This window comes from Trinickia dabaoshanensis (genome assembly GCF_002879885.1).
In the GTDB taxonomy this organism is placed as follows: Bacteria; Pseudomonadota; Gammaproteobacteria; order Burkholderiales; family Burkholderiaceae; genus Trinickia; species Trinickia dabaoshanensis.
Map to the genome: position 1 here is coordinate 38,025 of NZ_PNYA01000024.1, position 20,028 is coordinate 58,052.

The 20,028-nt window shown below is 65.2% G+C and carries 16 protein-coding genes; 7 read left to right on the top strand and 9 right to left on the bottom strand.

Annotated elements, in window-relative coordinates; genetic code table 11:
- Window positions 1-8: 8 nt before the first annotated feature.
- A complete protein-coding gene (locus C0Z18_RS23255; RefSeq protein ID WP_102647807.1) occupies window positions 9-638 on the bottom strand; it encodes an RNA polymerase sigma factor in 630 nt (209 codons plus the stop codon).
- Between the two features lie 426 nt (window positions 639-1,064).
- Between C0Z18_RS23255 and C0Z18_RS23265 the strand changes: the two genes are divergently transcribed.
- Window positions 1,065-1,280: a DUF3311 domain-containing protein gene (locus tag C0Z18_RS23265; RefSeq protein ID WP_102647809.1), complete on the top strand. Its 216-nt coding sequence runs from the start codon at window positions 1,065-1,067 to the stop codon at window positions 1,278-1,280.
- Complete coding sequence (locus tag C0Z18_RS23270) at window positions 1,277-2,752, top strand: sodium:solute symporter family protein (protein ID WP_102647810.1); 1,476 nt, start codon at window positions 1,277-1,279, stop codon at window positions 2,750-2,752. The genes C0Z18_RS23265 and C0Z18_RS23270 overlap by 4 nt, the downstream gene beginning before the upstream one ends.
- A gap of 16 nt (window positions 2,753-2,768) precedes the next feature.
- On the opposite strand, the gene C0Z18_RS23275 is transcribed toward C0Z18_RS23270, so the two are convergent.
- Window positions 2,769-3,863, bottom strand: coding sequence for a glycosyltransferase family 4 protein (locus tag C0Z18_RS23275; RefSeq protein ID WP_102647811.1), 1,095 nt, complete (start codon window positions 3,861-3,863; stop codon window positions 2,769-2,771).
- Between the two features lie 264 nt (window positions 3,864-4,127).
- Between C0Z18_RS23275 and C0Z18_RS23280 the strand changes: the two genes are divergently transcribed.
- Window positions 4,128-4,910 (top strand): sulfite exporter TauE/SafE family protein, encoded by a 783-nt coding sequence (locus tag C0Z18_RS23280; RefSeq protein ID WP_102647812.1) that lies wholly within the window; start codon window positions 4,128-4,130, stop codon window positions 4,908-4,910.
- A 78-nt stretch (window positions 4,911-4,988) separates the two neighbouring features.
- Here the strand turns inward: C0Z18_RS23280 and C0Z18_RS23285 are convergent, their stop codons facing one another.
- Both C0Z18_RS23285 and C0Z18_RS23290 read right to left on the bottom strand, forming a co-directional pair.
- Window positions 4,989-6,767, bottom strand: coding sequence for a S10 family peptidase (locus C0Z18_RS23285; protein WP_102647813.1), 1,779 nt, complete (start codon window positions 6,765-6,767; stop codon window positions 4,989-4,991).
- Between the two features lie 536 nt (window positions 6,768-7,303).
- Window positions 7,304-8,518: an oligosaccharide flippase family protein gene (locus C0Z18_RS23290; protein ID WP_102647814.1), complete on the bottom strand. Its 1,215-nt coding sequence runs from the start codon at window positions 8,516-8,518 to the stop codon at window positions 7,304-7,306.
- 306 nt (window positions 8,519-8,824) lie between these two features.
- On the opposite strand from C0Z18_RS23290, the gene C0Z18_RS23300 reads away from it, so the two are divergent.
- Window positions 8,825-10,171: a glycosyltransferase gene (locus tag C0Z18_RS23300; RefSeq protein ID WP_146014081.1), complete on the top strand. Its 1,347-nt coding sequence runs from the start codon at window positions 8,825-8,827 to the stop codon at window positions 10,169-10,171.
- Between the two features lie 64 nt (window positions 10,172-10,235).
- Here C0Z18_RS23300 and C0Z18_RS23305 read toward each other — a convergent pair whose 3' ends face one another.
- Window positions 10,236-11,459, bottom strand: a complete 1,224-nt coding sequence (locus C0Z18_RS23305) for an acyltransferase family protein (RefSeq protein ID WP_102647882.1) — start codon at window positions 11,457-11,459, stop codon at window positions 10,236-10,238.
- A 280-nt stretch (window positions 11,460-11,739) separates the two neighbouring features.
- Here C0Z18_RS23305 and C0Z18_RS23310 point away from each other — a divergent pair, with 280 nt between their 5' ends.
- Together C0Z18_RS23310 and C0Z18_RS23315 are read left to right on the top strand one after the other, a co-directional pair.
- Window positions 11,740-13,137 carry a hypothetical protein gene (locus C0Z18_RS23310; RefSeq protein ID WP_146014082.1) on the top strand — a complete coding sequence of 466 codons (1,398 nt, stop codon included), beginning with the start codon at window positions 11,740-11,742 and terminating at the stop codon, window positions 13,135-13,137.
- Complete coding sequence (locus C0Z18_RS23315; protein WP_102647817.1) at window positions 13,134-14,342, top strand: glycosyltransferase; 1,209 nt, start codon at window positions 13,134-13,136, stop codon at window positions 14,340-14,342. Before C0Z18_RS23310 ends, C0Z18_RS23315 begins: the two co-directional genes overlap by 4 nt.
- Before the next feature lie 22 nt (window positions 14,343-14,364).
- On the opposite strand, the gene C0Z18_RS23320 is transcribed toward C0Z18_RS23315, so the two are convergent.
- Both C0Z18_RS23320 and C0Z18_RS23325 read right to left on the bottom strand, forming a co-directional pair.
- Window positions 14,365-16,089 (bottom strand): FAD-dependent oxidoreductase, encoded by a 1,725-nt coding sequence (locus C0Z18_RS23320; RefSeq protein ID WP_102647818.1) that lies wholly within the window; start codon window positions 16,087-16,089, stop codon window positions 14,365-14,367.
- Window positions 16,090-16,227: 138 nt separating this feature from the next.
- The gene (locus C0Z18_RS23325) at window positions 16,228-16,803 is read right to left on the bottom strand and encodes an LbetaH domain-containing protein (RefSeq protein ID WP_233217448.1); all 576 of its coding nucleotides are present in this window, start codon (window positions 16,801-16,803) and stop codon (window positions 16,228-16,230) included.
- A gap of 174 nt (window positions 16,804-16,977) precedes the next feature.
- Here C0Z18_RS23325 and C0Z18_RS23330 point away from each other — a divergent pair, with 174 nt between their 5' ends.
- The gene (locus C0Z18_RS23330; protein WP_146014083.1) at window positions 16,978-17,484 is read left to right on the top strand and encodes a hypothetical protein; all 507 of its coding nucleotides are present in this window, start codon (window positions 16,978-16,980) and stop codon (window positions 17,482-17,484) included.
- Between the two features lie 47 nt (window positions 17,485-17,531).
- Here the strand turns inward: C0Z18_RS23330 and C0Z18_RS23335 are convergent, their stop codons facing one another.
- Entirely contained in the window at window positions 17,532-18,839 is a 1,308-nt protein-coding gene (locus C0Z18_RS23335) for a WcaI family glycosyltransferase (protein ID WP_102647820.1), read from the bottom strand.
- Window positions 18,836-20,023: a glycosyltransferase family 4 protein gene (locus tag C0Z18_RS23340; protein ID WP_102647821.1), complete on the bottom strand. Its 1,188-nt coding sequence runs from the start codon at window positions 20,021-20,023 to the stop codon at window positions 18,836-18,838. The genes C0Z18_RS23335 and C0Z18_RS23340 overlap by 4 nt, the downstream gene beginning before the upstream one ends.
- Window positions 20,024-20,028: the final 5 nt, after the last annotated feature.

Consider the following 20,028-nt stretch of genomic DNA (forward strand, 5'->3'; position numbering starts at 1 on the left):
GCAAGTGTTCATCGTTTGCGCCGAGCGGAAGCGGTCGCGGGCTCCGGCTCGCTCACGGACCGCCCCTTGGCCGCCGCGTCCCCTTGCGCCAACTGCGCGCGCACGCCGCGCCGGGCGCGCACGAGCAGGCTTTCGAGCGCATCCACGCTCAGGCCCATGAGGCCGGCCGCCTCGGCGTTCGAGAGTTCCTGGTAGTAGGTCAGCACGAGTGCTTCGCGCTGACGCGGCGGCAACCCCGCCAGCGCCGCACGCACCCGGGCCCCGTGCTGACGCGCCTCGAGCGCCGCCTCCGGCTCGCTGGGCGAGTACAGCGTCTCGTCGGTGAGCGTCGGCTCGGCTGGGTCGTCCACGCTCTCGCGCCGCGACCGCAACCGGTCGTAGCAAAGATTCATCGCCACGCGGTGCAGCCAGGTGTCGAAACGCGCCTCGCCCTCGCGCCAATGCGGCGCCTGCTTCCACACGCGGACGAACGTCTCTTGCGCCACGTCCTGCGCTTCCATGCGATCGCCCAGCATGCGCGCGGCCAGCGCGAGCACGCGCGGCAACTTGCGCGCCACCAATTGACGCACCGCAAAAGGGTCGTCGCGCCCCACGCGGGCGATCAACTCGGCATCGGGATCGGTCTTGCGCTCGCTCAACGCCGCCCTACCTCAATCGCGCCGCACGGTCTCGCCGGCGCGATGCCGCGCCGCCGCAAAATCGCCGCTTCCTCGCTCTCGACCGTCCGCACGCTCGTCTTCATCGCTCTCGTCCATGCTTCGTTTCCCGGCAGTTCGATGCCGCTTCCTTCCTTAAACGGGCACCGCCGCAAAAACCCGTCGCCGCCCGCGCCGAATTCGCTCGTGCGTGGCTCGTGCGAGGCTTCGTAGGCTACCGCGACATTCCTTCCATTCATTGCACATTTTTTTGAAATTGTTTACGGCGCGCTCGGAAACGGCATAGAGTCGGATGGCTAGACCGTCGTCCCTGTACCGCCCCGCACGCCGAACGTCCCTGACCGGCCACGAGCCACAGGGCGCGGCTCGCACGGGCGGCCCGGCGTTTCCTCGGAAGGAGTGTCTTTCATGGTTCTTCGGTTTCTCGCCGTGCTGCCGTTCATCGGCATTTTGCTCGGCGTCCCGTTCGTCAATCGCGTGGAGCCGCTCGTCATGGGCATGCCGCTCGTACTGGCTTGGATCGTGTTTTGGGTCGTCATGAGCGCCGTCATCATGGCCGTGGTCTACAAGTTGGATCCCACCAATCGCGCCGGCGCGCAAGGCGGCGAGGAGGCCCGGTCATGAGCAGCGCCCTTCTCATCATCGCCGCCGTCACGCTCGTCGCGCTCGGGCTCGGCGTACGCGCCCGCCGCGGTCACGACATGAACCTCGAACAATGGTCGGTCGGCGGACGCAGCTTCGGCACCGCGTTCGTCTTCCTGCTGATGGCCGGGGAGATCTACACGACGTTCACGTTCCTTGGCGGCAGCGGGTTCGCCTACGGCAAGGGCGCGGCGGCCTACTACATCCTCTCGTATGCGACGCTCGCCTACATCCTCTCGTATTGGCTGCTGCCGCCGATCTGGCGCTACGCGAAAGCGCATCGCCTCGTCTCGCAACCGCACTTTCTCGCGAGCAAATACGCGAGCCCCTCGCTCGGGGTGCTGGTCGCCATCGTCGACGTGGTCGCGCTCGTGCCTTACCTCGTACTGCAATTCAAGGGACTCGGCATCATCGTGACGACGGCGTCGTACGGCGCGATCTCGCCCACGGCCGCGATTTGGATCGGCGCCATCGTCGTGACGCTGTACGTGACGGTATCGGGCGTGCGCGGCTCGGCGTGGAATTCGGTGATGAAGGATATGATGATTCTCGCGATCGTCGTCTTTCTCGGCATCTACTTGCCGATCCATTTCTACGGCGGGTTCTCGTCGATGTTCCATGCCATCGATACGGCCAAGCCCGGCTTCTTGATCTTCCCCGAAAAGGGATCGAGCGTCGTGTGGTTCCAGTCGACCGTCCTGCTCACCGCGCTCGGCTTTTTCATGTGGCCGCATACGTTCGGTTCGATCTATACGGCGCGCGACGAACGCATCTTCCGGCGCAACGCCGCCGTGTTGCCGCTGTATCAGTTGATCTTGCTGTTCGTGTTCTTCGTCGGCTTTGCGGCCACGTTGAAGGTGCCCGGGCTCAAGGGAAGCAACATCGACTTGTCGCTCTTTCATCTCTCGCTGCAAGCGTTCGATCCTTGGTTCATCGGCGTGATCGGCGCGGCGGGCGTGTTGACCGCCCTCGTACCGGGCTCGATGATTCTGAACGCGGCCGCCACGCTGCTCGCGAACGACGTCTATCGCGGCGCGGTGGACCGGCAAGCGTCGGATGCGACCGTGACGAAATTCGCGCGCCTGCTCGTGCCCGTGATCGCGCTCGTCGCCATATTCTTCACGCTGCGCGGAGGCGAGACGATCGTGGCGCTGCTGTTGATGGGCTACAGCTTCGTCACGCAGTTGTTCCCCGCCGTCGTCACGAGTTTGGCCGCGCGCAATTGGGTGACCAAGCAAGGCGCGTTCGCCGGCATCGTGGCCGGTGTCGCCGTCGTCGCCTATACGACCCTCACCCATGCGAGCATCGGGCAATGGTTCCCGTTCCTGCCCGATAAGCTCAAGGACGTGAACATCGGGCTCGTCGCGCTGGCGCTGAACGTCGTGGTGCTCGTCGTGGTCAGTGCCGTCACGCAACCTCGCGCCGCCGGGCATTCGCAGGCACGCACGCTGTAAGGTGCAGCCCTAGCGCTCAAGCCAATACACGCTGCGCGATATCGAGGTATCGCGCAGCCGTATCCTCCAGCGTGAGCCCATCGAGCGGACGCACCGAACGCGGCTCGTCGAGCGCATCGATCAAGGCGCGGCCGAATTGCGCTGGGTCGGACGTATCGACCAGACGTACCCCCCGGTAATCACGCGCGAACGCGAACGCCTCGATCGCGTTCGCGACGATCGGCACGCCCGACGCGAGGCCTTCGAGAAAGCCGATGCTGTGCGCCTCGAAATGCGACGGCATCGCGAAGACGGCGGCGCGCGCAAGCAGATCGGGAACGTCCGTGCGCGGACCGTCGATATCGACGTTCGCGCCGATATGAAGCTCATCGACCAGGGCGACGACGCGCGCGTGATAGCCGCGATCCTCGCGCACGCCGCATAAATGCAGCCGCAACCGCGCGCCCGGCTGCCGCGCGAGCGCTTCGCCGAACGCACGCACCGTCTCGAGTTGCCCCTTCTCGGGCATGTAACGCCCGATTTGCACGATGTGCCGCGTGCCGGCCGTGCAGCCCATATGGCCCTCGCTGCCCTCGCCTCGCTCCCCCGCCGTGTGCCGGAACCGTTCGACATCGACACCGTTCGGCACGACGAACGACTCGCCATGCAAACCGATCGTCGCCGCGTATTGATCGACGTTGCGCTGCGACACCCCGATCACAGCGCGCGCCCGGCGCGAGAGCATGCGCTCCGCGCAGCGCAGCCAGCGGTTCTCGGTGAAATCGTTCATGCCCGAATGCATGACGAAGACGATCGGTACGGGTAGCGGCAATGCGCGCGCGTAGAGCGCGGGAATCGTCGTATGAGCGAAGACGATATCGGGGGCGAGTTGCCGGACCGTTCGGTACAAAAACGCGAGCCGGGCAAGGTGCTCGTAGCGCCGCGCCGGAAACCGGCATATCACGCGGTGGGCCGCGAGCTCGCGCGCGGCGTCGGCGAAATCGCTCTCAGGCGGCAGCAACGACGCGATACCGACCGTATGGCCGCCGCGCCGATGCGCGATCGCAAGCCCCTTGACGAGCACTTCCGCGCCCGAGAGCCGCGGCGCGAGCACCAATTGAACAATGCGCATGAGGGCGGTCCGCGCGACGGGAGCGGCACAGATGAAGGTAACAAGCGAACGGTAGCGCGCCGATGCGGCCTCGCGTCGGCCATCTTCTAGTCGCCGTCGGACGCCGGCGGCAGCCCGATCTGTCTACGTCCGAGCGCCGAGCGCGCGGTTATCTCCAATTGTTCTAACGATATCGCCGATGATTCTAACGAACGCTACGCCCCCCGCATACAATCAGGCACTTGTCCTCCGCGGCCGCGGCCCGCTTCCGATCGCTCCACGCTCATGCCCCACATCAACCTCATGTACTCCGCGTCCGGCCTGGGTGTCGGGTTTCTGGTCGGACTGACGGGTGTCGGGGGCGGCTCGTTGATGACCCCGTTGCTGGTGTTGATTTTCGGCGTGCATCCGGCCACCGCGGTCGGAACCGACCTGCTCTACGCCGCCGTGACCAAAGCGACGGGCACGCTCGTGCACGGATTGAAAGGCTCGATCGATTGGCGCGTGACGGGCCGGCTCGCGTGCGGCAGCGTCCCGGCCGCCGCCGCCACGCTGTGGCTGCTGGAACACTTCGGCCTGCATTCGCAGGCGACGATGTCGATGATCCAACACATCTTGGGCGCCGCGCTGTTGATCACGTCGATCTCGCTCGTGTTCCGGCCTAAGCTCGCCGCGCTGGCAACGCGCAGGCCGCGCGAAGCGAGCCCTGCGCGGACGGTGCTGCTGACCGTGGTCACCGGCGCGGTGCTCGGCGCGCTCGTGTCGCTCACTTCGGTGGGTGCCGGTGCGATCGGCGTCACCGTCTTGCTACTGCTTTACCCGGCCCTAGCGGTCACGCGGATCGTGGGTTCCGATATCGCCCATGCCGTCCCGCTGACGCTCGTCGCCGGAATGGGTCACTGGCTGCTCGGCTCGGTCGACGTGGCCATGCTGCTGTCCCTATTGATCGGATCGCTCCCGGGCATTGCGCTCGGCAGCCACTTCTCCTCGCGCGCGCCCGAGGCGCTGCTGCGCAACCTACTGGCCGCCGTGCTCGTGCTGGTCGGCGCACGGCTCGTTTGGGTGTAATACAAATGAGCAAATCCGCAAATCCGCGACTGCGCGGGGCGCGACCGAGACGGCCGGCCTGCCCCGCGCGCGGCCCGCTTACTTCGCGTTAGCCGGCGGGTGTTGACGGTTCAGCACGCGCATGATCGCCGGACGGTTGGCCATGACCGAGTCGTAGAACTTGGCCAGATCGCCCTTCATCGCCGTGCGCGATCCGTTGTCGAGATAGATCATGTGACCCGACGGATAGCGGCGCGTCAAGATGTTCGACTGCAGCGACGGGTCGATGGGCATGCTCGCGAGCGTGAGTGCCGTCTGGAAGAACGGCGTGACCGCATCGAAATAGCCGTTGGCGGAGAACACCTTCAGATCGGGGTTCAGCGTCATCGTCGCGGCTAGATCGCCCGCCGTGTAAAGCGTATTGCCGCCGCCCTTGGCCGCGCCCGTCGGGTCCACGTGGCTGAAGTCCCAACCGCTGAATACCTGATCGTTCAAATCGACGAACGACGAGGTGGACGTGTACTTCAGGCCGTTACGCAGGTAGTCGTTCCACTCGACCGTATAGACGCCCGCGACGTTCGTGATCGACGGATCGTTGCCGCCCGCATTGGGCAGAATGAACGGGCCGATGCCGGTGTTGATCGAGGTAGCTCGACCGTCGTATTGACCGATGGCGATACCCGGCACGAGCGTGCCGAAGAAGTTGCCGAAGCCGGCCGGATTGCCGTACTCCTGAATCAGCGTGATCGGATCGACGCCCAGGTATTGCTGCATCTGCTGGGCCACCGGCATCGTCATGTTCAGCCGCGTGTTGACGAACCCGCTGTCGGCCGGATTCGGTGCTTGCTCGAGCGGCATCAACGTATTCGTCGCGTACTTCATGACCTGGTCCATGTACGTGGTCAGATCGGCCGGCGGCGGCGTAATGCTGTCCTTCTTGTAGTAGTAGGCGTCGGCGGCCAACGTCGGGAACAGCCCGACCGCGCTCACCGCGTTCGAGTAGTCGAGAATCGACGATTGCAGCGTGATCCCGTTCAGCTCGATGCCGTCCTCGTGCAGCACCCACGACACCACGGCGCTGCGGGCCGTCCCGTACGACTCGCCGAACAAGAACTTCGGCGAGTTCCAGCGGTTATAGAGCGTCAAGTAGCGCTGAACGAAGCGATCGATCGAATGCGCATCTTGATCGACGCCCCAGAAATCCTTGTTCTTGAACGGCGCGATCGCCGCCGAATAGCCCGTGCCGACCGGATTGATAAAGACGAGATCGGAGCGATCGAGCAAGCTGTCCGGGTTGTCGAGCAGCTTGTACGGCGCCGGGGGCGTGAAGTTCGGAAACGACGACTGAATCCGCTTCGGTCCGAACGAACCGAGCAACAGATAAACCGAGGACGAGCCCGGGCCGCCGTTGTAGAAGAACGTCACGGGCCGAGGCTTCGTGGGGTCCGGGTTGTCGGCGGTGTATGCGACGTAGAACATCTTCGCATTGGGCTGAGACGTCGAGGCATCGATGGTCGTCAAATGGCCCGCGCGCGCCGTATAGCTGATCGTCTTGCCGCCGATCGTGACCGTGTGATGGGAGATGGCCACGCCTTCCTTCGAATCGGCCACGGAGTCGTTCGGACCCGTGCCGTAGACGTCCGTGTCCGTCAGTGCTTGATCGGCCGGCGGCGTGGCCGCGCTGGGGCTCGACGCCGCGCCGGCCGCGGGCGAAGCCGACGAATTGGCCGCGGTGGCCCCGCCCGTGGGCGAGGAATCGCCACCGCCGCAGCCGGCCAGCATGAGGGCCGCGAACGCCGCGGCCGCGATTGGGGCCCATGCTCCGGGGATGGCGCCGTTCGACGCCGGACCGCTACTCGACAACCCAAGTTTCTTCATGGTTATGATCGCCTCCGTGAAAACCACCTCGGACACACCACCGCCTGATACGCGTGTTCCGAATCATTAACCGCATCGATTTCATGCCGGGTCTTTTCAACTCGACCGCAATATCGCCGGCACGACTCGACGCGCTCTCGAATCCGCCTTAATCGACGGGTCACTACGCTTTTTCTTTTTAATCCGTATATTCAGGCAATAGCCACCCATGGAGCTTCGACGCTCCGCATTGAACACAATACCGGCATTTAATTTTTCGTCTTTATTAAACGCTTCTAACGAATCTCCATCCACGTCCGCATAAATTTGGCAAGGGGCCATCAGTCGCGCTATTTCGCCGACACAAAATCAACAAAAAAAGGGAAAATAATTCGACGATGACTATCTGAAAGGTCGATATCCAAATATCGACATATACCGATCCGTCATTCTCTCCGCATGCGAATCGCTTATCTGTCGATAAAAAATACGAATGGTCGTAGTGCGAGATCGACGCGGGCGCGGCGCGAATGCGCCGGTACGGTTGAAATTTCCAACTAGCGGGAAAAGAGCGTTCGATAGAGCATCCAAAGACCCGCCGTCGCGAGCCCTGCGGTCATCCCCCAAGCGATGCCTATCGCGCCCCACCGATGCACGGCCCACGGCACCACGGCGATCAGCACGACCACCTGCATCGCCGAGGCTTGTGCGCTCGCGCGCGCATCGCCACGCGCGCGCAAGTACGCCACCAGCACGGCAATGAGCGCACCGAGCCCCATGTTGACGACGAAAATCCGAAACAGCGGCACGGCCGGCTGCCATTGCGGGCCGAGCACCCAGGTGAACAAAGGGCTCGCCAGTGCGCGCAAGACGATCGCCAAGAGTACGACCGCGCAAGCACCGAGCACGAGCCATCGCTTGACGAGGCGCGCGGCCTCGTTCGCATCGGCGCGATGGCGCGCGGCGAAGGTCGGAAACAGATACTGCGCGAGGGCGATCGCGGCATCGGCCAGCAGCAATTGCGCAAGGCGCGAGGACATCTGGTACGCCCCGAGTTGCGCGGGCCCGAGCATCTTTCCGACGACGATCTTGTCGAACTGATTGAGGACCAGGTTCACGACGCTGCTCGCCCAGATCCATCTCGAAAATCCGACGTAATGCCCGATGCCGGACCAGCGCGGCGCGAGCGGCGGACGCGGCGCGAATGCGAGCCAAGTCAGCGCACTCTTCAGGCTTTCGCCGAGCAGCAGGCCGGCCAGTACCGAATAGGCGCCCGCCCCGGACAACGCAAAGACGAGGCTCGCGCAACAGTCGAGCAGCGCGGTGCCGATCTCGATCGCGGCGACGTTCGCGAACCGCCGCTCGCGCTGCGCGACGTAGTAGCTCGGCGAGGCCATGCCGCGCACGAGCGGCAACGCCGCCGCCATCTGGACTAAAAGCGAACGCCCCAAATGAAACTGAGCCGTCATGAAAGGCGCCGCGATCAAGAGCAAGAGCGCGACGCATAGGCCGCGCGCGACGAGCGTCGTCAGCACGGCGCCGAGCTCGTCGCGAGTGGGCGCGTCTTCGCCCTGCACGACCGCTTGCGGCAATCCGGTGTCGGACATCGATTCGGCTATCGCGACGGCAAGCAGTGCAACGCCGACGCTGCCGATAGCGGCAGGCCCGAGAATGCGCCCGATCGCGAGAAACTTGATCGCGACGAGGCCGCGCACCGCGAACTGTTGCGCGAGCACCCAGGTGGCCGCGCTCGGCGACAAGCCGGCGCGCATCGATCGCGCGACGAGGCGTATCGACTCCGCCGATCTCGTTCGGGTGCCGCGCAAGGTGTCCACGATCGATACGCTCCGCGTCGCTCGCCGCTTCGGATCGCGCGGCACGAACGACAACGTAACGCGCTACCGCCGCCGAAAACCGCCATCTCGTAGCCGCTATCCGCCATCGGCGCCCAAGCGCGGCGCGCATGTGCCGATCGACGAGAATTTGGCGGCTCGCGCAAGCAACGCGGTGCTACCGTGCTAACGAGCCATCGCACGACATCGCACGACGCGCGGCGATACGGCAAGAGAACACTCGCTATGAATACGTCAGCCGATTCCGATTCGCAGCGGCATGCGGGCGCGCTTGCACAGGAAGCATTTGCCGAGCGCACGAGCACGAGCACGCGTGGGGCCCGATCGCTGCCCGGCGCCGCCGTTCGATCACAGCGTCCGGTCGTGCTCATCGTCGAGCCGGATTTCACCGGCCATCGGTGGCGTTACGCTCAGTGGGCCGCGCAAGCGTTCGCCGAAGCCGGCCACCCCTGCGTGATCGCCACGCACAGGGCCAATGCCGGTCATCCGCTCGCGCGCGAGATCGCAAACGCGCAGATGCCGGGCGTAAGCCTCGCATTGATCGACGATCCCGAGCCGGCAAGCGCATTCGCATTGCAAGCCGAACGCATCCCGTATGTGCGCTACCACCGTTACTTCGCGCATGCCTATGCGAGCGTCTCGGCTTGCACACCCATCGGCTTCGCGGTCGTCCCCTACGTCGACTACTTTATCCACGCGTTGCCGTTGCTCGGCTCGCCCTTTCGCGACACCCCGTGGATCGGCATCACCATGCGTACGACGTTCCATCATCGGCACGTCGGCGTGAAGACGCCCGATCGTCCGCTCGTGAATGCAATCAAGGCGAATCTGTTTCGACGCGCCCTTCGCGCGCCCGGGTTGCGGACGCTGCTCTCGATCGACCCCACGTTGCCCGAATGGAGCGTCCGACCAGGGGCACTGAAGGAATCGTCCGCGTCGATCCTCTATTTGGCCGATCCGTTTCCCGATGCGGCCGCCGGCGATTCGCTAGCGGCGCGCTCGCGCTTAGGGCTCGGGCCCGGCCCGCATCTACTCGTCTACGGATCGATCACCGAGCGCAAGGGAATCCGCGAACTCGTCGCCGCACTCGCGCGGATGACGCGGCCGCCGACGCTCGTGGTCGCCGGGCAGCAGGATGAAGCGACTCGAGCGTTCTTGCACTTACACGGCACGCGTTTGACACCCCAGCCGCGCATCATCGATCGCTTCATCGACAACGATATGGAACTCGATCTGTTTCGCGCATGCGACGTAGTCTGGCTCGGCTACACCGGGCACTACGGGATGAGCGGCGTACTCGTGCAAGCGTATCGGTTCGGCAAGTGCGTGATCGCGACGTCCGAAGGATTGATCGGATGGTTCTGCGCCGGCGAGACGCTCGGCCCCGTGCTCGAGGACCTTTCCGCGCAATCCATCGCTCACGCGGTAGACCGGGCGTTGGCGGGGCCCCATTGCGCGGACCGCCCGCTGGCCGCCGACGCGCATGCCGCACTCTTGGAGCGCAACACGCTCGCCGCGTTCAAGCGCACGTTGCGTCATGCGGCGAGAGGCTGCGTCAACTGCCTCCAGTAAGCTGCCTTTTACCGCAAGCACCGCAAACTGCATCCCCAAGTGCCCTCCTTTAGGCTTTACGCGGCTATCGGCCGACTGGAGGCGGGACGTCGTCGAGCGCGGGCGCGGCGCTCGCTCCGATCGCCACGGCTCGCGACGCACGCGGCATCAATGCGCCGTCGCCGCGCCCGCCACGCCGCCCCGTTTGTGTCGCCGGGAACAGCGCATTGCGTAGCTTGAGAAACGGGAACTCGATCGCTCTCGTCGTGACGTATCCCACGCCGATCGCAATCGCAGCCTGAAACGCGAGCGCGCCGAACCAGACGAGCAAACGCGGCGCCCCTGCGGCCGTCGCCTTGGCGATAAACAGTTCACCCGGCGCGAGCGCGACCGAATGCCACAGGTAGATTCCGTACGAATAAACGCCGATCCATGCCACCGCCCTGAACCACCGCGTTCGGCGAATCGCCGCCGCGTGTTCGAGCATGAGCACGATCAACGCAACGTAGCCGGCGGCTTGGATCGTATAGCCCACGCTTTCGTCGAGCGCTGTGTTCGCCGTGCCGAACCCGAGCCATGCGACCAACACGAGCACGATCGCGACCAGCAACGACGTGCGCCGCGCGAAGCGCCGGTATAGGTCGGGCGTCATCCAATACACCACGGCCAGCATCACGCCCGCGAGCAAACTGTCGATGCGGTATTGCGTAAAGGCGAACGCCGCCTCGAGCCGGCCGTCGCTGACCGCGACCGAACGGATGACGAGCACGAACAAACAAACGGCACCGAGTATGGCGAGCATGGCGCGCGCGCCGAGCCGCCACCGTGCGAACACGAGCAACGCCGCGGGCAGCAACAGATAGAAATGCTCTTCCACGGCCAGACTCCATGTCTGTGAAATCGAGGTGCCGAGGTAGTTCTGCAAGTGTGTGAGGTTCTGCACGAGAAAGCTGTCGAGCGGGTGCCGCCGGGCCGCGGCGTGAAACGCGATCAGCGTGTAATAGGCGGGCCAAATCTTGAAGATCCGCCGCACGATGAAACGGCGAGCGTCGATCGCGCCGCGCTCGGCGTATTGCCGCAGCAGCAGTCCGCCGACGAGAAATCCGCTCAACGTGAAAAACAAATTCACGCCCTCTCGGCCGAAGTGCGTCAGCGGATACTGCGCGATCGAAACGGCTGCCAGGCCGGGATCGACCGATCGGAAGTGATACCCCATCACGGCGATGATGGCGATGCCGCGCAAGAAGTCGAGCTCGATCGCCCGATCGCGCACGATCGCCTTCGTGCCCCCGAACAGATTCGTGATCATCGTGACGTCCTTCACCGGCACCACGGCCGGGTTCGATTCGGCCTCTCGATGTTCGGCTGCGCGTTGCGCGGACATCCGCCAATCTCACGGCATCTGCCGACAAGTTCCGGATCGTCGCTCGAAGCATGCGTTTGCCGACGGCCTGCGTGCGCAACCGTCCATGCGCTTCCGCCTAACGCTAGGCGGGCGCCGCCAACGCTCGTTCTCGGCCGGGACACCGGCGGTATAGTCGGCGCGTGGTTCGGGCTCAGGCCATCCAACGAATAGGAACAGCTCCGAGATGAGAGAGGCGCGATACCGATTCGCACCGGGCATGCGCCGCATGGCGACGAACCCGTTCGCGCGTCCTTGGATCTGGTTGTTCGTGCTTCCGCTCGCCATGGACTACAAGGCGGCCACGACGAACGACAGCCACGCGGCCCAGATCGCGCTCATCGTGCCGGTCTTGCTCGCGGGCGCGGCACTCCTGCTCATCGGTCCGCGCGTTCGGGACCGGTCGGCCCTACGTACCTGCGTGAGCGTTTCGCTCGTCTTGGCCGTGCCGGCCAGCGTGCTGACGCAATGGCTGCAAGAGAACAGCCTCGGCCAATACGTGCGCGTGCTCCTGCCGTTCGTGCTGTTTCAGCTCGGGTTCACGGCGGCGTGCAGGCCCTGGCAAGAGGCGCGCTTGGAACAGTTCGAGAAGGCGCTGTTCTGGGCCAACGTCGTCAGTCTCGCATTCACCTGCCTGTACGGACTCGTCGTGGCGGGCTCGCTCGCCGAAGTGCGCTATCGGATCGTGTCGGTTACCTTCCTCGCCTTGCAAGCCGTGTTGCTGCACGAGTTCGTCGTCGCCAAACGCTACACGGCGCTGACGCTGAGCCTGTTCATGGCGACCGTCGTCATCGAACTCTTGAGCGTCACCCGCTCGTTGCTCATCGGCACGGCATTGCTGCTCGCGCTCGCGAGTTGGATGAGCGCGGCGGGGACGCCCCGTCGCGCGCATGCGGGCCTGCGCGCGCTCGTCGCCGCCGGCGTGCTCGCCGGCATGGGACTCATCGCGGCCGCCACGTTTCCGGACGCGGCCCAGCACTGGGTCCAACGGATCGATTTCGCCAAAGCCGGCACGAAAACGGGCGAGGATCCGACGACGATCACGCGCCTGGCCGAGATGCGCGATCAATACGATCAAGTCGTGTCCTCGCCCGTTTCCCTGCTGTTCGGTGAGGGCTATGGCCATGACTATGGATACTCGCCGGCGTATTTGCCCGACCTTGCCGGACAAATGAGTAAGAAGGATTTCTACGCGGAGCGTGACTGGGCCGCCGGACACAACTTCTGGGTCTATCAATTCTTCGCGGGCGGGATATTGCTCGGACTCGCCTTTCCGCTTGCGCTGCTCTATGCGCTAGCCCGCTGCGCGATCACGTATCGGCGCTGGCGTGCCCATGTGCCCGATGCGCCGCAACTGCCGGTGCTCGGCCGAGCGATCTTGCTGACCGCGGCGCTCCCGGCTGCTTCGATCGGCGGCAATCCGCTCGGCCCTCGATTCGCGGGGCTCGTATTCGGCGTCGGGCTCGGGCTCATGGTCGCGATGCACGCGCAACTCACGCGGCGCGCGCGCCATGAAACACGATCGACGGCGGAGATCGAATCGCATCGATCGAACGCGCGCCACATCCGCGCCCTCGCGCCATGAGACTGCTTCATCTATTGCCCACGCTCGACCCAGCCGCGGGCGGGACGGTTCAAGCCGCGCGGCAAAGCGCCCTCGCCTTTTCCGCCCTCGGGCATGCGGTCGAAATTGCGACGCTGGACGCGCCGGACGCGACGTGGCTATCCGACGCGCCCGTGCGCGTCCAACCGCTCGGCCCGGGACGAGGAATCTACGGTTTTGCGCCGCACGCGCCCGTCTGGCTGCGCCGGCACGCGCCACGGTTCGATGCCGTCATCGTCCATGGCCTGTGGCAGTACCACGGCTTGGCGGCAAGACAAGCATTGCGCAGCCTCGACGTTCCCTACTACGTATTCGCGCACGGCATGCTCGATCCGTGGTTCAAGCATGCGTTCCCGCTCAAGCACCTAAAGAAGTGGCTCTATTGGCCATGGGGAGAATATCGCGTGCTACGCGACGCGCGCGCCGTGCTCTTCACGACCGAGGAGGAACGCCTGCTCGCCCGGCAATCGTTTTGGCTCTATCGCGCACGCGAGCGAATCGTGCCTTGCGCAACGCCGGCACCGCCTGCCGATACCGCGCGCCTGCGCGCGCTCTTCTTGCATCGGTACCCCGCGCTCGCTACGCAACGCTCGATCCTTTTTCTCGGGCGAATCCATCCGAAAAAGGGCTGCGACCTCCTGCTCGAAGCCTTCGCGCGCGTCGCGCCGATGGAGCCTCGGCTTCACCTCCTCATGGCCGGGACGGGTGACGCCAGGATCGTCGCTCACCTTCAAGCGCTTGCGCGCGAGCTGGGCATCGCGGCGCGCGTCACCTGGACCGGTCTACTGCAGCACGATTTGAAGTGGGGCGCCTTCGCGGCGAGCGATGCATTCATCCTGCCTTCGCATCAAGAGAACTTCGGCATTGCCGTGACCGAGGCGCTGGCGAGCGGCACGCCCGTGCTGATTTCCGACAAGATCAACATTTGGCGCGAGGTCGAGGCCGATGGCGCGGGGTTTGTAGCACCGGACACAATCGACGGCACGCTCGCGAACCTGCGCCGCTGGCTTTCGCTCGATCGATGCGACGCCGAGCGCATGCGCGCTCGAGCGCGGCTCGCGTTCTCGACTCGCTTCGCGATCGAGGCGCACGTACGCGCGTTGCTCGGCGTACTCGAACCAGACCGCCGGGCCGATGCCTATGCAGGCGGCGCAAGCTCGCCACATCTCGCCTCGCCTTGCGACTAAGCCCACCGGGCAGCGCGGCGGGTCAATGCCTGACGATGCGCATCAACGCCGAAGCGAACGGCACCGCGACGCGCGCCGCCGCGACGCTCTCCTCACCCGGCTCGACACCGCACGGCGACGGTGCGGCCACGGCATCGGCCGTATGGAGCGATTTCACGAGATGACCGGCGAGGCGCAGCGCGAGCGCGGCGATCGTGATCGTCGGAAAATTCGCGCCGACCGTCGGAAACACAGAACTTCCGGCGACGAAGAGATTGTCGATGCCGAACACCTTGCAATGCCGATCGACGACGCCCTCTCGCGCCGAGTCGTGCATACGCGTCGTGCCCATATGATGCCAGGTGCCTTCGAGCGACTCCGGCCAGGCGCGCCCCTCGAGCGGCGCATCGAGCCGCACTTGCGCCACCGCGCTCGCGCGCAACTCCTCGGCCAGCAACTCGAACGTACGATCGAACGTGCGCTGCGCAAGTTCGGTGAGCCGCCAGGCCACTTTCACGCGCGGCATGCCGAGCCGGTCGCATTGGTTGCCGAGCGTGACGCGGCTCTCGCGGTTAGGTTGCGCTTCGACGATCGCTTGCAGTTTCACGTCGCGGATCAATGCGCGCGGCTGCAAGAGCCGCGTCAATCCGAATCCCGCCGTATCGATAGGATGCCTAAGCATCGTCGCGAGATCGTCGCCAAGGCGCCAACCTGGTTGCTCCTTCCGCAGCAACGCTTGCTTGCAGCGTATCAACGCTTGCGCGCCTTCGCTGCCCTCTCCGTAGAACACCGAAAAAAACCAGACCCGCGCGTTGAGGAGCTTTTCCCTTCGCAACACGGCCGGCGCCAATGCGAATTGCGACGAAATGGGCGTACCGTACGCGGCGACGGCCGCGTTTTGATAGTGGTACTTGATGTCGTAGAGCTTGTTGCGCGACCATGCCGGAGCAAAGCGCACGCTCGCCGACATGATGCGCGGATGATCCATGAAGTACCGGCCGACGTTGTCGTACGCATTACCGAGGCCCGCCGCTTGCACGCGGTTGGAGGCGAGCAGCAGCCTTGCGTTCTCGATACCGCCCGCGGCCAACACGAAGCGCTTCGCGGTGACGGTCATGCGCCGTCCCGTGAGCGTCGCCACTTGCACGCGTTCGACATGGCGGGCGTCGGTGTCCGTATCGATATGCACCACGTTCGCATGCAGGAACACGCGGATATGCGGCGAGCGTTCGAGATCGCCGCGATAGAGCTTACCGAAACGTGCCGGCGGGCTGAATTGCGCGATCGTGTCGCGCACGTTGCCCGTGACGAGCGGGATGCGCTTCACGTCGGCGCGCCCGATCGCCTGCTCCCAGAACGGTGGGTCGAACGTGTTCGGACCGAGCTTCAGTAACGCGTGCGTGCGCGCGTAATACGGCGCAAGCTCGTCGAGTCCGAACGGCCAGCCGCTGCCCGGCACCCAGTCGCGCTTGTCGAAGTCCCACGGGTCGAGCGGTCTGCACCAGCCGCCCCAGCAATTGCTGCTGCCGCCCAAGTAACGGCTGCGGCTACCGTCCGCGAACGCATACGGCAAGCCGGCGTTCTCGCCTCGATAGAGGTCGCGCGTATCGTCGTCGGGCCGATACCCGCCGCTTTCGAGCAGACACGTATCGATCCCGCACCGGTCGAGTTCAAGTGCGAGCGTGATGCCGGCGACACCCGCGCCGACGATACACACCGTCGTTTCGATCTCTCGGCCTTCGTCGATGCCACGCGTGTCGATGAACATGGCTTCCCCCTTTTTTCTTATCTTCAGGCCGGAGCGCCCGCGCTTCCCGACAAGATGTCTGCGCCTACCGCCACGACGCGAGACACGTGTATCGAACCTGCGTTCGTGCGCCGCGTGCGGCTCGAAAGGTCGCGGCAATTACCGCCCGGCGGGAAAGCGATGACGCAGGAAGCGGCACGGATTGCCGCCGTAGACACCGCCCGGCGGGAGCGATCGGTGGACGACCGAAAGCGGTGTCACGAGCGCGGAGCGGCCAATATGCACGCCCTTTTGGATCACGCATTTCGACGTGATCCAGGCACCGTCGTCGATGACGATCGGCGCGACGCGCAGATCCATCGTCTCGGCGGCGTCGTGCGAGCCGGTGGTCAGAAACGTGCCTTGCGATAGGCAAACGTGGGAGCCGATGCGGATCGGCGCTTGGTTATAAAGCCATACGTCCACGCCGAACCAACAGCAATCGCCCACTTCGAGATTCCAAGGGGCCTTCACACGTAGTGGATGGACGAAGCGGCAACCCTTGCCGATCTTTGCTCCGAACATCCGCAATAACGCAACGCGCAATGCGGAGCTGGGGTTCAGCTTGTTGTTGACGATGCACGCTTCGAGAACGAACCAAAGCGCTTCGACGAGTCGCCCGCGCCGGGCGACGTAGTTGCCGCGACCTGCCCGGTTCAGGTCGATGACGGGGATGTCGTGCGTGGGACGGTCCATATGGGTTTCGTACCGCGAAGCATTGTGTCTGGCACATCGACGATTATCGTGCCGTGCCCCCGGTCCGCCGCATGGCGGCGGCCAAGCATGGCGGCGCCCGACTGTGTTTTGGCGGGGCGCGCGCGGGTACGGGGGTGACGATGTCTTCGTCCCAACGGGGCCGTGGAGGCGATCGTGGATACCGGTGTCCGCCGACGATGGGTTGCGTGTTTCGTCGCCTTGTACTGCTTGAACGGCGCGGCGCTTGCGCTCGCGCAAGAGAGCGAACGCGGGTACGGGGCGGCTGGCGATCGGGCTCTGCGGTATGCGCCGATGCAAGGGAAGGCGAATCGAGTGGAGGCGCCGGGCGGCGAACCGGAAAACCTCCTGGGAGGTCCCGCGCCAGCCGGCGACCTGTACGGCACGGAAGCGGACGCGGGAACCGGCGAGCGCGCCTTGACCCGCGAGCAACGCGCTGCTCGCTATGGCCAAGCGGCCGAGCAACCGGCTCGAGCGGCACAGCCGCGGCATGTACCGCGCCTCGCACGGCCGGGTGCGGACGACGAGCCCGCCGGGCGCGAAGCTAAAGTGAACCGCGCCGATCCCGGGACGCAATCGCCTGCGCAATCGGCGCTATCGATCTATCACGGTCCGGGCGACGTCGGGAAGGCAGTGGGACAGGTGTATAGGATGCCTTGGTGATGGGTGGCGACCTTTCCCTTTCCTTATCGCGCCCCCACGGCCAACCGTTAGGTGAGTTCACCCGATCGCGGCTCCGAGACCTCGTGAGCCCTACCGGCAGTCTCCGCCACCTCGCTTGCCGGCCCCAACCGCCCACGTGAGCCTTGCGCGAGCACCCGCTGCTCGAGCCGCTCCATCACCGCACCGGCCGAAAGCTCACGCACCGCATATCGTCTCGCGGCCGCGCCGAGCCTTGCCCGCAGCCGGGGATCGTCGGCCAACGTTTCGATCGCACCGGCCAGCGCCGCCGCATCCTCCGGCGCGACGACGACGCCCCGCCCCGACAACACGGCTGCAAGCTGAGTCCCCTCGCGCGCCGTCGCGACGATGGCCCGCCCGCTCGCCATCATGCCCGTCAGCTTCGACGGCATGACCAAATCGGCCGCATCGGCAAGCTGGGGCAGCACATGCACATCGGCCACACCTAGCAACTCGTTGAACCGCTGCGCCGGCTGTAGCCCGATCATCATGCAGTTGGGCAGGCCGCCGCATTGCCTAGCCAACTCGTCGCGCAGCAACCCGTCGCCGCACAAAACGAAACGGATGTCCGCGCGCCCGAGCAGCCGCGAGGCCGCGGCGAGCAAGAAACCCAGTCCCTGCTTCGCCCCCATGTTGCCCGCGTAGAGCACCACCTTCTCACGTGAACCGATCGCCCATTCCTTCCGGTATAGGCTCGCTCGCCCGAGCGGACGAATGCGCTCCACGTCGACCCAATTGGGCAGACACAAGGTACGGGCCGGCGCCACACCGAGCGAGACCAACCGCTCGACCATCCTTTCCGAAATCGACGACACCACATCGAACCGGCACAGCACCGCGCGCTCGTATGCATGGGCGAGGCGAGCCGCGTAGGCGTGCCGTAGCAACCCGAGCCCGAAGGCCGCATCGACTTCGAAATCCTGCAGATGCAGCCACGCCCGCGCCCCCGTCGCGCGCGCAAGCGCCAACGCGGCGGGGGCGCACACGAGCGTCGGCGCGATCGCCAGCACGACGTCCGGCCGCCAGCGCCACTGCGCCAACACCGGCACGATCGACGTCAACGCAAACGAAGCCAAATGCACGATGCGCGTTGCGCCGTGCGGATGCGCGGGCACCCATAACGGCGCGCGCCGCACGCTCACGCCGCCGCGCGTCTCCGTTGCATAGCGCCACGCCGACCATCCGTCGGCGACACGCCATGCGGGGTAATACGGGGGCGCGCAGACCGCACGCACCTCATGGCCGCGCGCGGCCAGCGCCTCCGCCATCTCCGCCGTGTATTTGCCCGCGCCCGTCAACTCCGGGGCGTAATTGAGGCCGTAGATGAGCAGCTTCATCGCCCGACACCGCTCGCCCGCGATGCGCTATGGCCATCGCTCGGCGCACGCAGCATCGTCCGGCAGCCGCGCTCGATGTTAGCCGCCGCCGAGCGCGGATCGAACCGAGCGATACGTGCCATGCAAGCGCGCGCCGTTTGTTCGGCATCGGCGAAACGATGTGTTGCCGCGACGAGCGCGGCAGTGAGCGCATCCACGTCGCCCGCCGGAAACGATAGTCCCGTCTGTCCTTCGACGATCAACTCCGGAACGCAACCGCAGCGATCGCTGACCACGGCCGGACAACCATGGCTCAACGCCTCGTTGACCACGAGCCCCCACGGCTCGCTATGGCTCGGCAGCACAAGGCACGTCGCGCCGAAATACTCGTGCGACAGCGGCTCGTCCTGCAAACTGCCGACGAAATGCACGGCATCGCATAGGCCCAGCGACGACACTCGGTTCGTCAAGGCATCGTGCAGCCCGCCCGTGCCGACGATACGCAGCGTCGTTTCGGGCAACACCGTACGCACGCGCACCAACGCATCGAGCAACGTATCGATCGCCTTCTCTTCCGAAAGGCGGCCCACGTAGAGCAACACCGGCTTGCCCTCTCGTCGCGCGATCAAACGCTCGCCCAGCGCCCGCTCTGCGGAGAACGAGCGCGGCAACGCGGCCGCCTGGCACGGCACGAAAATGCGCTCGCGCTTGGCGCCGAGCGACATCAAATACTCGCGGCTGCGCTCGCCGAAACCGAAATAGCCGTCGCATAGCGAGAAAAAGATCCGCTTCGGAATCGAGGTCGCCAAACGGCGCGGCCGATCGAGCGCCGTCGAATCGCAAAATACCGCGCGCCGCTTGCGCGTCACGATGCACGCGGCCAGCATCGCCCAATACTCGGGCCGGTGGTAGCCGGGCAGCACCACGAGTTCAGACTTGCTCTTGACGACCTCGGAAGTGAGCCGCACGATCATCTTCCACGCGGGCACGTCCTCGTAGCAGCCGTCGAACAGCTTGCGCATCGGGTAACGGTGAAACGAATAATCGACCTCGGAAAAGCCGATTCGATCGGTCTCCGTGTCGGCGATCTGCACCATCGCATAGCGAATCGTGCCCGAGGCCGAGAGGTTATAGAGCGCGGAGAACACCGCGCCTTTGTGGCGCGACCAGACGACGTTGTGAAAGATCGTCACTGTGGCAGGCATGCTCG

What these genes read in the sequence shown, in the direction of transcription:
- C0Z18_RS23265 (WP_102647809.1), top strand. Translation starts at nt 1,065, where the DNA reads ATGGTTCTTCGGTTTCTCGCCGTGCTGCCGTTCATCGGCATTTTGCTC.
- C0Z18_RS23270 (WP_102647810.1), top strand. Translation starts at nt 1,277, where the DNA reads ATGAGCAGCGCCCTTCTCATCATCGCCGCCGTCACGCTCGTCGCGCTC.
- C0Z18_RS23275 (WP_102647811.1), bottom strand. Translation starts at nt 3,863, where the DNA reads ATGCGCATTGTTCAATTGGTGCTCGCGCCGCGGCTCTCGGGCGCGGAA.
- C0Z18_RS23280 (WP_102647812.1), top strand. Translation starts at nt 4,128, where the DNA reads ATGCCCCACATCAACCTCATGTACTCCGCGTCCGGCCTGGGTGTCGGG.
- C0Z18_RS23285 (WP_102647813.1), bottom strand. Translation starts at nt 6,767, where the DNA reads ATGAAGAAACTTGGGTTGTCGAGTAGCGGTCCGGCGTCGAACGGCGCC.
- C0Z18_RS23290 (WP_102647814.1), bottom strand. Translation starts at nt 8,518, where the DNA reads ATGCGCGCCGGCTTGTCGCCGAGCGCGGCCACCTGGGTGCTCGCGCAA.
- C0Z18_RS23300 (WP_146014081.1), top strand. Translation starts at nt 8,825, where the DNA reads ATGAATACGTCAGCCGATTCCGATTCGCAGCGGCATGCGGGCGCGCTT.
- C0Z18_RS23305 (WP_102647882.1), bottom strand. Translation starts at nt 11,459, where the DNA reads ATGATCACGAATCTGTTCGGGGGCACGAAGGCGATCGTGCGCGATCGG.
- C0Z18_RS23310 (WP_146014082.1), top strand. Translation starts at nt 11,740, where the DNA reads ATGAGAGAGGCGCGATACCGATTCGCACCGGGCATGCGCCGCATGGCG.
- C0Z18_RS23315 (WP_102647817.1), top strand. Translation starts at nt 13,134, where the DNA reads ATGAGACTGCTTCATCTATTGCCCACGCTCGACCCAGCCGCGGGCGGG.
- C0Z18_RS23320 (WP_102647818.1), bottom strand. Translation starts at nt 16,089, where the DNA reads ATGTTCATCGACACGCGTGGCATCGACGAAGGCCGAGAGATCGAAACG.
- C0Z18_RS23325 (WP_233217448.1), bottom strand. Translation starts at nt 16,803, where the DNA reads ATGGACCGTCCCACGCACGACATCCCCGTCATCGACCTGAACCGGGCA.
- C0Z18_RS23335 (WP_102647820.1), bottom strand. Translation starts at nt 18,839, where the DNA reads ATGAAGCTGCTCATCTACGGCCTCAATTACGCCCCGGAGTTGACGGGC.
- C0Z18_RS23340 (WP_102647821.1), bottom strand. Translation starts at nt 20,023, where the DNA reads ATGCCTGCCACAGTGACGATCTTTCACAACGTCGTCTGGTCGCGCCAC.